The 12,688-nt window shown below is 65.1% G+C and carries 8 protein-coding genes; 3 read left to right on the top strand and 5 right to left on the bottom strand.

Translation table 11 applies throughout. The features are described 5' to 3' along the window. Positions 1 to 12: 12 nt before the first annotated feature. From parC to pgi, 4 genes are all read right to left on the bottom strand, one after another. Complete coding sequence (parC, locus tag QD356_RS02380; protein ID WP_077374245.1) at positions 13 to 2,289, bottom strand: DNA topoisomerase IV subunit A; 2,277 nt, start codon at positions 2,287 to 2,289, stop codon at positions 13 to 15. A 161-nt stretch (positions 2,290 to 2,450) separates the two neighbouring features. Next, a complete protein-coding gene (parE, locus tag QD356_RS02375) occupies positions 2,451 to 4,331 on the bottom strand; it encodes a DNA topoisomerase IV subunit B (protein WP_192837869.1) in 1,881 nt (626 codons plus the stop codon). Positions 4,332 to 4,545: 214 nt separating this feature from the next. After that, positions 4,546 to 5,298, bottom strand: a complete 753-nt coding sequence (locus tag QD356_RS02370) for a YqiA/YcfP family alpha/beta fold hydrolase (RefSeq protein ID WP_225996379.1) — start codon at positions 5,296 to 5,298, stop codon at positions 4,546 to 4,548. A gap of 269 nt (positions 5,299 to 5,567) precedes the next feature. Continuing rightward, positions 5,568 to 7,271, bottom strand: a complete 1,704-nt coding sequence (pgi, locus tag QD356_RS02365; protein ID WP_192837868.1) for a glucose-6-phosphate isomerase — start codon at positions 7,269 to 7,271, stop codon at positions 5,568 to 5,570. 204 nt (positions 7,272 to 7,475) lie between these two features. On the opposite strand from pgi, the gene cmoA reads away from it, so the two are divergent. Then, a complete protein-coding gene (gene cmoA, locus QD356_RS02360) occupies positions 7,476 to 8,222 on the top strand; it encodes a carboxy-S-adenosyl-L-methionine synthase CmoA (RefSeq protein WP_043335167.1) in 747 nt (248 codons plus the stop codon). A gap of 31 nt (positions 8,223 to 8,253) precedes the next feature. Further along, positions 8,254 to 9,282: a tRNA 5-methoxyuridine(34)/uridine 5-oxyacetic acid(34) synthase CmoB gene (gene cmoB / locus QD356_RS02355; RefSeq protein WP_192837867.1), complete on the top strand. Its 1,029-nt coding sequence runs from the start codon at positions 8,254 to 8,256 to the stop codon at positions 9,280 to 9,282. A 145-nt stretch (positions 9,283 to 9,427) separates the two neighbouring features. Here cmoB and norR read toward each other — a convergent pair whose 3' ends face one another. Beyond that, the gene (gene norR / locus QD356_RS02350) at positions 9,428 to 11,209 is read right to left on the bottom strand and encodes a nitric oxide reductase transcriptional regulator NorR (RefSeq protein ID WP_192837866.1); all 1,782 of its coding nucleotides are present in this window, start codon (positions 11,207 to 11,209) and stop codon (positions 9,428 to 9,430) included. A 195-nt stretch (positions 11,210 to 11,404) separates the two neighbouring features. Between norR and QD356_RS02345 the strand changes: the two genes are divergently transcribed. Next, complete coding sequence (locus QD356_RS02345) at positions 11,405 to 12,622, top strand: globin domain-containing protein (RefSeq protein WP_192837865.1); 1,218 nt, start codon at positions 11,405 to 11,407, stop codon at positions 12,620 to 12,622. Positions 12,623 to 12,688 lie beyond the last annotated feature (66 nt).

Here is a 12,688-nt window from a genome sequence, read left to right as displayed (position 1 = left end):
CCACTGGCATCATCAACTGTCTACGGCCAGACGATCGACCTTCTGGAAGCCCTTGGGCAACTTGCTGCCGCGTCGGCCACGCTCGCCACGATAGTAGTCAAGATCCGCGCCCTTGAGCAGCGTCTTGCGCTTGCCGGCGTGCACCACCAGCGTGGCCCCGGCAGGCACGACCACCAGCGAGCGCACGAATTCCTCACGATTGGCGGCACGTTCGCCCGGAATCGACAGCATCTTGTTGCCCTTGCCCTTGGACATTTCCGGCAACTCGGCGAGCGGGAAGACCAGCAGACGTCCTTCGTTGGACACCACCGCCACTTCCAGCGGCGCGGCATCCCCCTGCGCCGTCTCAGGCACCTCGGGGATCGCCACCGGCGGCAGTACCGCACAGCCGCGCGGCAAGGTCAGCGCGGCCTTGCCGGACTTGTTCTTGCCGGTCAGCTGCTCGAGCGTGGTCACGAAGCCATAGCCACCATCGGAGGCCAGCAGATAGCGCGCCGAGGGCGCGTCGAGCAGCAGCCCGACCATCGAAGCCCCCGCCGCCGGATTCATGCGCCCGGTGATCGGCTCGCCCTGCCCGCGCGCACTGGGCAGATTGTGCGCGGCCAGCGTGTAGGCACGCCCGGTGTCATCCAGCAGCACCAGCGGCTGATTGGTCTTGCCGCGCGCCGCCAGATGGAAGCGGTCGCCGGCCTTGTAGGACAGGCCTTCGGGGTCGATATCATGCCCCTTGGCGGCGCGGATCCAGCCCTTCTCGGACAGCGCGACGGTGATCGGGTCGGCGCCCATCAGCTCGACTTCCGACAGCGCCTTGGCCTCGCCGCGTTCGACCAGTGGCGAGCGACGTGCATCGCCGAAGTCAGTGGCAGCCTGCTCGAGCTCACTGTCGATCAGGTCCGTCAGGGCCTCGTCATTGCCCAGCAGATGCTTGAGGTGCTTGCGCTCGCGCTTGAGCTCGTCCTGCTCGCCCCGCAGCTTCATCTCTTCGAGGCGTGCCAGGTGACGCAGACGCAGCTCGAGGATCGCCTCGGCCTGACGCTCGGAAAGCTGGAAGGTCTCGATCAGGCTGGCCTTGGGATCTTCCTCCTCGCGGATGATGCGAATCACCTCGTCGAGATTCAGGTAAGCCGTCAGCAGCCCCTCGAGGATATGCAGACGATCCTCGACCTTGGCCAGACGATGCTCGAGGCGGCGACGCACGGTGGCACGACGATAGCGCAGCCACTCGGCCAGCATCTCGTGCAGCGCCATCACGCGCGGGCGCCCCTTGAGGTCGATGACGTTCATGTTGACGCGCGCGTTCTTCTCGAGATCCGTGGTGGCGAACAGGTGCGCCATCAGGCCTTCGATATCGACCCGATTGGAGCGCGGCTGAATCAGCAGGCGCGTCGGGTTCTCGTGGTCGGACTCATCGCGCAGGTCCGCGACCATCGGCAGCTTCTTGGCCTGCATCTGGGCGGCGATCTGCTCGATCACCTTGGCGCCGGAGACCTGATACGGCAGCGCCGTGATCACGATATCGCCTTCTTCCAGCACATAGCGGGCGCGCATCTTCACGCTGCCACGACCGGTGCGATAGAGCTTGGCGAGGTCGGTGCGCGGCGTGATGATCTCCGCCTCGGTGGGGAAATCCGGTGCCGGCAGGAAGTCCATCAGCTGATCGCTGTCGGAGTCCGGGTTGCGCAGCAGGTGGCGTGTGGCGGCCACGACTTCATGCACGTTGTGTGGCGGAATGTCGGTCGCCATGCCCACCGCGATGCCGGTGGTGCCGTTGAGCAGCACATTGGGCAGACGCGCCGGCAGCACCTTGGGCTCGTTCATGGTGCCATCGAAGTTGGGCACCCAGTCGACGGTGCCCTGGGAGAGCTCGGACAGCAGCACCTCGGAATATTTCGACAGACGCGATTCGGTGTAACGCATGGCCGCGAAGGACTTGGGGTCATCCTGGCTACCCCAGTTGCCCTGCCCATCCACCAGCGGATAGCGATAGCTGAACGGCTGCGCCATCAGCACCATGGCTTCGTAACAGGCGCTGTCACCATGCGGGTGGAACTTGCCCAGCACATCGCCGACGGTACGCGCCGACTTCTTGTACTTGGCGTTGGCCGTCAGGGACAGCTCGCGCATGGCGTAGACGATGCGGCGCTGTACCGGCTTCATGCCATCACCGACATGCGGCAGGGCGCGGTCGAGAATCACGTACATCGAGTAGTCGAGGTACGCCTTTTCGGTGTAGTCACGCAGGGCCAGACGTTCGACGTCACCCTCCGCAACCTGGATATCCATGCTCATGGGCGCTTGACCTTGATTACGAGCGTAAAACCGGGGAGCGCCTGACTGTGGCGCTCCCGAAAGAATGCTGTCGCGCAGCTTGTCTGGCTTTCGAAGTTCAGCTGCGCTCGAAGCCCAATTGGCTTTCGAAGTTCAACTGGCTGTGAAAGCTCAACCGATGCTCAGACCTCGATGTCGGCCATGTTGCCGTAGTCCTCGAGCCAGCTCTTGCGATCACTGGCGCGCTTCTTGGCCAGCAGCATGTCGAGCATCTCGTGGGTGCCGTCATCCGCACTGCGCGTCAGCTGCACCAGGCGGCGGGTGTCCGGCGCCATGGTCGTTTCCCGCAGCTGCAGCGGATTCATCTCACCCAGACCCTTGAAGCGCTGCACATTGGGCGTGCCACGCTTGCTCTCGAGCTGCTTGAGGATGTGCGCCTTCTCGCTCTCGTCCAGGGCGTAATGCACTTCCTTGCCCAGGTCGATGCGGTACAGCGGCGGCATGGCGACGAAGACGCGCCCGGCATCCACCAGCGCCGGGAAGTGACGCACGAACAGCGCGCACAGCAGCGTGGCGATGTGCAGACCATCGGAGTCGGCATCCGCCAGGATGCAGACCTTGTGGTAGCGCAGCTTGGTGAGATCATCCGAGCCCGGGTCCAGCCCGATGGCGACCGCGATGTCGTGGACTTCCTGGGAGGAGTAGATGTCATGCGACTCGACTTCCCAGGTATTGAGGATCTTGCCGCGCAGCGGCAGGATCGCCTGGGTCTCGCGGTTGCGACCCTGCTTGGCGCTGCCGCCAGCCGAGTCCCCCTCGACCAGAAACAGCTCACTGTCGGCAGGGTCGGAGCTTGAGCAGTCCGAGAGCTTGCCCGGTAGCGCAGGCCCGGAAGTGACCTTCTTGCGCGCGACCTTCTTGGCGCTCTTCAGACGGCGCTGGGCCGCCGAGATCACCAGTTCCGCCAGCGCTTCGGCCTGGTCGACATGATGATTGAGCCACAGCGAGAAGGCGTCCTTGACCACCCCGGAGACGAAGGCGGCGACGCTGCGCGAGGACAGGCGCTCCTTGGTCTGACCGGCGAACTGTGGATCGAGCATCTTCACCGACAGCACGAAGGCGGCGCGCTCCCACAGGTCATCCGCACTCAGCTTGACGCCACGCGGCAGCAGACTGCGGTAGTCACAGAATTCCTTGAGCGCCTCGAGCAGGCCGGAACGCAGGCCATTGACGTGGGTGCCGCCCAGCGGCGTGGGGATCAGATTGACGTAGGGCTCCTGCACCAGCTCGCCGCCTTCCGGCAGCCACTGGATGGCCCAGTCGACGCCATGCTCCTCATCCTCGAAATGACCGACGAACGGCGATTCCGGCAGTCGCTCGAAACCATCGGTGGCGCCGAGCAGATAGTCGCGTAGGCCATCCTCGTAGTGCCAGGTCGTCTCGCTGCCATCCGTCTCGGTCAGCACGACTTTGAGCCCCGGGCACAATACCGCCTTGGCGCGCAGCAGGTGACGCAGGCGCGCCATCGCCAGACGCGGACTGTCGAAGTAGCTCTCGTCCGGCCAGAAACGCACCAGAGTGCCGGTATTGCGCTTGCCGACGGTACCGATCTGACTCAGCTCCTCGACCTTCTCGCCATTCTCGAAGGCAATGCGCTGACGCAGACCCTCACGGCAGACTTCCACCTCAAGGCGTGTCGACAGGGCGTTGACCACCGAGACCCCCACGCCGTGCAGGCCGCCCGAGAAGCGATAGCTGTCCTGGGAGAACTTGCCCCCCGCGTGCAGCTTGGTGAGGATCAGCTCGATGCCGGTCACACCATGCTCGGGGTGGATGTCAGTGGGCATGCCACGACCGTCATCGCCGACCTCGATACCGCCATTCTCGAGCAGGCGCACGCGGATTTCCTTCGCGTGCCCCGCCAGCGCCTCATCGACGGAGTTGTCGATGACTTCCTGCGCCAGATGGTTGGGCCGAGAAGTGTCGGTATACATGCCGGGCCGCTTGCGGACCGGTTCGAGGCCGGAGAGGACCTCAATGGAACTGGCGCTGTACTGACTCATCGCAGCCTTGTGTCCTTGGTGTTGACGTCCGCCATCCGACTCGCCATTTCACGTGCGCGAGACGGACAACGAATTCCTGAAAAATGAGAGACCGGCGCCTGGCGTTCAGCATCGAACGCCCTGCCAAGTCGTGCCAATCCATGTCGTGCCAAGAGGTGCCGTGCCCAGCCAGGTCGTGGTGTGTCGTAGCAGAAAGCACCACGCGCATTACCTGCTAGTCCGGCGCGACATGCATCGCCGCTGCGGTGGCGGGGGCCAGCCGGTGCCCGCCATGCGCCATGATCGCCGGCAGATATTCCGCCAGCTGCGCAAAGCCGTGATCGCCACCCGGCGTGATGATCAAGCGACTTCCCTGATAGAGCCCTGCGGCATCATTGACATCCAATGTCTCATCGGCCGTCGCCAACAGCACCAGGGTGCGCTGCGCCGTAACCGGTTCCGCTTCCAATGCGAGCAGTCCGGGCCCGAAATCCTCGGTGACGGTGAACGTCACGCCGGTATAGGGGTTGGCATGCACCGAACCGAGCCATTCGCTGACCAGTCGCGCGGGACGCACGGCCGGATTGATCAGCACGCTGCGCGGCCCCTGACGCCAGACGCTCTGAGAGGGACCAGACGGCCCCTCGAGGCGCGCGGCCTCACGCGCGACCAGCCAGGTGGCCAGAAAGCCGCCCATGGAACTGCCGATCACCATGATGGCGTCATCACAGGCAGGGTCTGCGGGGTCCAGCGCCAGGCGCTCACACAACGTGAGATAGGCCGCGTTGACCGCCGCCTGACCCGCGCCGGGCTCCGGGGGGATGTCCGGCATCACGCACGGCAGGCCGAACTGCTCTGCCGCGCGCTGCATCAAGCGTGCCTTGGGCGAACAACTGGCCGAATTGAAGCCGTGCAGATACAGCAGACCCTTGACGGGCGCGGTGGCGTGCATCACTGCCGTATCTGACGGAAAGGGGGAATTGGCCATCAGCACTCCCGACAACACGCCAGACCGCGAAACCTTCCCTCCCACGCCTCAAGATGGCTGGGCATATCTCGAGCGTTCATACGCTGGAAGCAGGGATTTCGACGGTCCGCGTCGTGCTGTCTAGTGTAAACGATTGATTCGCTTATAGGATAGCGAGAATACTGTATAAATCAACAGAGAGCGACGACTGACGCCGCCGCTCGTCTTGCATGGCATATCAGCATGCCCTCACTCACACACTCTCACTCTCACTCACATCCGCCGTGGGCTCAGCGCGGGTCCTGATCCTGGGCTGCCCACACCGCTTCGATCAGCGCACGGCTGGAGGCATCCAGCGTCTCGAAGCCTTCGCCGGTGGTCATGGTCGCTTCGGTGGCGGTGGCGATCTGCTTGCCCAGCTCCACACCCCACTGATCGAACGGGTTGATATCCCAGATGGTGGCCTGAACGAAGACCTTCTGCTCGTAGAGCGCAATCAACGCACCCAGCGTTTCCGGTGTCAGCGTCTCCAGCAGCAGCGTGGTCGACGGCTGATTGCCACGGTAGCGCTTGTGGTTCGGCTGCGCCTCATCACCGGGGATGGCGTCATCACCCAGCATCAGCACACGTGACTGGGCGAAGCAGTTGGCCAGCGTCAGACGGTGCTGTGCCTTGAGGTGGGCGCGTGTCTCGGCGTCCTCGACGTGATCATAACGGCACATCGGCGCGATGAAGTCACACTCGACCGCCTGGGTGCCCTGGTGCAGCAGCTGATAGAAGGCGTGCTGGGCGTTCGGCCCCAGCTGGCCCCACAGCACCGGACAGGTCGAGTAGTCGATCATCTCGCCATCGTTGGTCACTGACTTGCCGTTGGATTCCATCTCCAGCTGCTCGAGGTAGCTTGCGAAGTATTCCAGGCGACCATCGTAGGGCAGGATGGAGTGGGCGCGGATATCGAGGAAGTTGTTGTTCCAGATCCCGGCCAGCGCCAGCAGCACCGGCAGGTTGTCTTCCAGCGGCGCGGTGCGGAAGTGCTCATCCAGCTCATGCGCCCCGGCCAGCAGGCGACGGAAGTTGTCCATGCCGACATTGAGCGCGATGGGCAGACCGATCGTGCCCCACAGCGAATAGCGCCCGCCGACCCAATCCCAGAACAGCAGCTGATGTTCCGGCGCGATGCCCCACTCGGTCATCTTCTCCGGCTTGGCAGAAGCGCCGATGAAGTGCTGACGGTTGATCAGCGCCTCCAGGCGCCCTTCCGGGTCGAGGCGTGACTTCAGCCAGTCGCGGGCAGTGCGGGCATTGGACAGCGTATCGATGGTCGAGAATGACTTGGAGGACAGGATGAACAGCGTGGTTTCCGGGCTGAAGGATTCCAGATAATCCGCCAGCTGGGAGCCATCCATGGTCGAGGCGAAGTGCACGCCGATCTCGTGGATGTCCTTGGGACGGCAATCGCTCAGGGCGCTGGAGACCATCAATGGACCGAGGTCCGAGCCACCGACACCGAGATTGACCACGTCGGTGATCGGCTTGCCGGTGGCGCCGCGCCATTGGCCACTGTGGAAGGTGCCGACCATCTCGGCCAGGTGCTCGAGGCTCTCGTGGATGGCCGGCACGATGTCCTCACCATCTACCTCGAGGCTGGCGGAGCGCGGCAGACGCAGCGCGGCGTGCAGCGCCGGACGGTCTTCGGAGCGATTGACATGCTCACCGGCCAGCAGGCGCTTGATACCCTGCTCGACGCCGGTTTCGCGCGCCAGCTCCAGCAGCAGCTTCAGGGTCTCGCCCTTGAGGCGCTGCTTGGAAAGATCCAGACGCAACCCCGCGGCAGAGCGTGTGAAGGTCGCCACTCGGTCACGCCCTTGCGCCGCATCCTCGGCGAACAGGTCCTTCAGATGCACATCGGCCATATGCTCTTGATGATGGCGCGCGAGAGCCTGCCAGGCCTGGGTATTACGACGCGCAGAACGTGCCGCTGATTGAGTGGACATGGCCACCTCTCTCCTTGAAGTGTAATGACCGGCCCTGCATGGCCCGGCCTGAAATCGATTGATGGAGGCATCACCCGCCGGCCGTGACGGGTGCGTCACGGGCGCCGAATGCGTAGAATGGCGGGCCCGACGGGGCGCTCTGCCCGGCCGGTCCTCGGCCACAGGCATGTCGCCCTGGCCCACTGCCCGATGAAGCCTTGATCCATGAGTGATGCATCTTACCGTGACGCGATATTTACGACACCCCTTGACCGTGTCGCCAGCTTCTCCTTCGACGAGCAGGTCGTCAGCTGCTTTCCGGACATGCTGCGCCGTTCGGTGCCGGGTTACGGTCAGATCATCGCCATGCTGGGCCTGATGGCCCGCGCTCACCTGCGCCCCGGCGCGCGGGTCTATGATCTGGGCTGCTCACTGGGTGCTGCCAGCATGGCGCTGGCCCGCGAGATGGCCGCCGAGGATATCGAGATCGAGGCCGTCGATCTGTCCAGACCGATGGTCGAGCGCGCCAGCCGCGAACTCGCCGAGGCCTTCCCCGACCATCGCATCAACGTCACCGAAGCCGACATTCGCACCCTCGACTATCAGCCAGCCGGCATGATCGTGGTCAATCTGACGCTGCAGTTCCTGCCGCCGGAAGACCGCGACGCCGTGATCGACAAGCTGTTCGCGGCGCTGGAACCCGGCGGCGTGCTGATCCTCTCCGAGAAGATCATCAGCGATGATCCGGTCGAGAATGCCTGGCTGATCGAACGGTATCATGACTTCAAACGCGCCAACGGCTACTCCGATCTGGAAATCTCCCAGAAACGTGAGGCCCTCGAGGACGTGATGAAGCCCGACAGCCTGAACACGCATCACGAGCGCCTGGCGCGCGCCGGCTTCCAGCGCAGCCATACCTGGCTGCAATACCTGAATTTCGCATCGATGGTCGCCTTCAAAGCCGCCGAATGACCGCTACGCCTGCACGGACCCGACCCAGCGCATGAGCATTTCCCCGTATGACCGCGACCTTTACCGCGCCTTCACCGAGCTTGCCTGTGAGCCAGGCGCCGTCGGCGACGGCTTCGCCCGCTGGCTGGGCGCCCTGCCCGAGCAATTGGCCAATGGCCTGGACCGCAAGCGTCACGCCGACCTCAAGGCCTGGCATGGCGCGCTGGAAAAGCTGCCCACCCTGCCCGACACGCGCGATGTACAGCTGGATGCCGACCGGGTCGGTGCACGCTTTCCCACTGGCCTGACTAGCGGCCAGCTGCGCCAGAGCGAGAACCTGCTGCGCGCGATGATGCCGTGGCGCAAGGGCCCCTATCAGCTCGACGAGATCCATATCGACACCGAATGGCGCTCCGACTGGAAGTGGCAGCGTCTCGCGCCGCACCTGTCGGACCTCACCCATCGCCGCGTGCTGGATGTCGGCGGCGGCAATGGCTACCACGGCTGGCGCATGGTCGGTGCAGGCGCGGCCTTCACGCTGGTGATCGACCCTTCGCCGCGCTTCTACTGCCAGTTCCATGCCTTACGCCACTTCATCGGCGCGGACCACCCCCAGGGCCGCAACCTGCACTTCCTGCCGGTGGGCATCGAGGATGTGCCGACGAAGATGGGCGCCTTCGATACCGTATTCTCGATGGGCGTGCTCTATCACCGCCCCTCGCCGATGGACCACCTCTTCCAGCTGCGCGACACTCTGCGTCCCGGCGGCGAACTGGTGCTGGAAACCCTGGTGGTGGAAGGTGACGTGACGACGGTGCTGATGCCCGGCGAGCGTTACGCCGCGATGCCCAATGTCTACTTCCTGCCCTCCTCGCAGGCGCTGGCCCACTGGTGCGAGCGCGCCGGCTTCAAGGACGTGCGCATCGTCGATGAAGCCGTGACCACCCTGGACGAGCAGCGTGCCACCGACTGGATGACCTACCACTCGCTGAGCGACTTCCTCCATCCCGCTGACCCGAGCCTGACCCGCGAAGGCCACCCGGCGCCGCGGCGTGCGGTGCTGATCGCCACTCGCGCCTGAACTTGCGTCTGAGCAGGCACCTGAACGCGCGTTCGAGACACGGACTTCTCGTCGCGCCAGGGCCGCCGGCGGCAGAGATACAAGAACGGCGATGCTCCATGAGCATCGCCGTCTTCTTTTCTCATATCAGACACTGCCTCGCGTCTCAGACAATTCCCAGACGCTGCGCCTGTCGGTACAGGTTGCCGCGATCGACCTTGAGTCTGCGCGCTGCCTCCGCCCAGTTGCGATCACTCGCCTGCCAGACCCGCGAGATGTGCTCACGCTGAAATGCCTCGGTGGCATCGCGCAGCCCCAGCGTCTCGTCGCCGTCCTGCAAGGCGGTGCGCGGTGCAGAGCTTGCTCCTTCTGTCTGACTCGCTTCCGCCGCCTGACTCGCTCTTCCCGCCTGATCCACCAGCCCCACCTGCGCGCCCTGAATCTCCTGCGCCGCGCCGGTGGCCCGTTCAAGTGACATCTCGGTATTGACCTCCAGCCCCAGCAGCTCCGGCGTGATCACCACCAGCTGGCGCCCATCGGCGCGCAGGCGAGTCGGGTGGGCACCATGCGCGAGCCGGGCATGCAGGGCGGCGCGGCTCAGGCAGTGCTCCAGCTCACGCACGTTGCCGGGCCAGGGGTACTCGCACAGCAGGCGCTCCGCCGCCGGCGTCAGGCGCAGATTGCCCAGTCCGAGGCGCGTGCGGTTGTGCTCAAGAAAGGTGCCGGCCAGCGCCAGCAGATCCGCACGCCCGCGTTCACGCAGCGGCGGCACCCTGAGCGGGTAGACGCTCAGGCGGTGATAGAGGTCTTCACGGAAATGCCCTGCGGCGACCTCCGCCTCGAGATCGCGATTGGTGGCCGCGATGACGCGCACATCGACTTTGACCACGCGATCGCTGCCCAGCGGCTGCAGCTCGCCTTCCTGAAGTACCCGCAACAGCTTGGGTTGCAACGCCAGCGGCAGCTCGCCGATCTCATCCAGCAGCAGGGTGCCGCCATCCGCCATCACGAAGTGGCCACGGTGATCATGGGTCGCGCCCGAGAAGGCGCCACGCCGATGCCCGAACAGCGCACTCTCGACCAGGTCCGGCGACAAGGCGGCGCAGTTGATGCGTACCAGCGGCCGCGCAGCCCGCCGAGAGGCGTCATGCAGACGCTGGACCACGCCCTCCTTGCCCACGCCGGTCTCGCCCTGCACCAGAACCGTCATCTCGGTATCGGCGACCGCCTCCAGCTGCGCCTCGAGCCTGGCCATCGCCGGGCCCCGCTGCGGGCAGGCCATGGCACTCTGTGACGCCATGCCTGTCGGTGAGACCACCATCGGTGCCGAAAGCCCTGACCTGCCGTCCGTGGCCCCCGCAGCCCACTCCTGTCGCAGTGACAGCGACAGACAGTGTGCGGGGAGTGACAACCAGGCCTGCAACTCCTTAAGCGGAAGTGCCAGCTCATCCGTACTCGCAGAGGCGCACAACGATTCCAGCGGGGCCAACACTCCTGGCGTCAGCGCATCGAAGGTCATCACTCCCAGCAGGGTATCGCCCTCGCGCAGCGCGATACCGGCACAGTCATGCACCAGCAGATCCGGCCCATGCACGTCCCCCAGCAGGCCATCGAAGGGGTCTGGCAGGTCGCTGTCCAACGCGAAACGATGCACTCCCGTGTGCTCGGCGATCGCCTTGAGCCGCGGGTGCTCCGCCAGCGCGAAGCGTCGCCCGCGCACCTCGGCAGGCAGGCCGTAGGTGGCCAGTGGCAACAGCTCGTCACGCTCGGGCAGGTAGCGCATCAGGGTCGCCGCCTCACCGGGCAGCTGCTGCATGATCGCGGCCAGCAGACGCGTCCATGGCAGCGCGCGCCGCTCGCCGCCCTCCTCGCGGGACAACCAGGCGGCAAGCCAGGCATTCACGGCCGCGACCGGCGTATCGTTCAGGGGCAGGTGGGCATCGGGCATGCGGGCATCCTTGCGGGTATCGGGAGTGAGAGAGGGCTGAATCTTGATGTCATCATGACACGCTTGATGTCATTAAAACACGCCACATGACCATGTCTTTTTGACATCACAGGCCTGCAGGGTGCATGACGACTGGCCTCGAGAGTTGGCACGCCCCTTGCCATGGATAGGAGGACATCAATCAGAGGTATCGTCATGCTGACCAACGCCCAGGAAGACCTGATCGCCGCCACCGCTCCCGTCGTCGCCGAGCATCTCAATGCCATCACGGCGCGCTTCTATCCGCTGATGTTCGAGCGCTATCCCGAGGTGAAGCCGCTGTTCAACCAGACCCACCAGGCCAGCGGCGGTCAGGCCCGTGCGCTGGCCGGCGCCGTACTCGCCTATGTCGGCGCGCGCCACTCGCGTGAGGCGGTAGACCGCCTGCTGGCGCCCGTGGTCAGCAAGCATGTCTCGCTCAATATCCTGCCGGAACACTACCCCATCGTCGGCGAGTGTCTGATGGCCGCCATCGGTGAGGTGCTGGGGGACGCCGTCACGCCGGAGATCGCCGATGCCTGGGGCGCCCTCTACGGGGAACTGGCCGCTGTGCTGATCGCCGCCGAGCAGGGCCGCTACGACAGCTTCGCCGCTACCCGCGGCGGCTGGCAGGGGCTGCGCCGCTTCCGCATCGTGCGCACGCAGGACGAGAGCCGCGAGATTCGCTCGCTGTACCTGGCGCCGGTGGAAGGCCCGATGTTCTCCTTCCTGCCGGGCCAGTACATCGGCATGCGCCTGACGACACCCCAGGGCGTGATCCATCGCCATTACAGCCTGTCCCACGCGCCGGACGAGCGTTTCTGCCGTATCTCGGTCAAGCGTGAGGCCCACGGCCAGTCCAGCCAGTACCTGCATGCGCTGAAGGCAGGTGACGAGATCGAACTGCTGCCGCCAGCCGGCGAGCTGACCTTCGAGCATGCTGCCCCGCAGAGCGCCGATGCCCCGGTGCTGTTGCTGTCGGCGGGTGTCGGCCAGACGCCGATGCTGCCACTGCTGACGGCGGCGCTGGCGGCGGGCCGCCAGGTGATCTACCTGCATGCGGCGCGCAATCCCGAGGTGCATGCCTTCGACGCCACTCTCAAGGCACTGGTCGCGCAGTATCCAACGCAGCTGCATTATCAGGTCTGCTACGAACAGGCCGAGACGCTGCCGCCCCATGCGCAATTGGGCATCATCGAGCGCGACTGGCTGGCGCAGCAGATCGCCGCGACCGGTGCCAGCGCCGAGTCACTGCAGGCCTTCGTGATCGGCCCGCATGGCTTCATGCAGAGCATGATCCAGCACCTCAGCCGTATCGGCGTACCGCTCAGCCAGTGTCACCACGAGCATTTCGGCCCCTCCGCCCCACTCGCCATCGACACTGCTGTCGCCTGATGCGCCAGGCGTGAGCCGCGCCATGCAAAAAGCCCCCATCGCCTTGCGGCCATGGGGGCTTTTGCG

This window comes from Cobetia sp. 2AS (genome assembly GCF_029846355.1).
In the GTDB taxonomy this organism is placed as follows: domain Bacteria; phylum Pseudomonadota; class Gammaproteobacteria; order Pseudomonadales; family Halomonadaceae; genus Cobetia; species Cobetia amphilecti.
The sequence above is the reverse complement of the archived record's forward strand: the minus strand, read 5'-3'. Positions and strand labels throughout refer to the sequence as shown.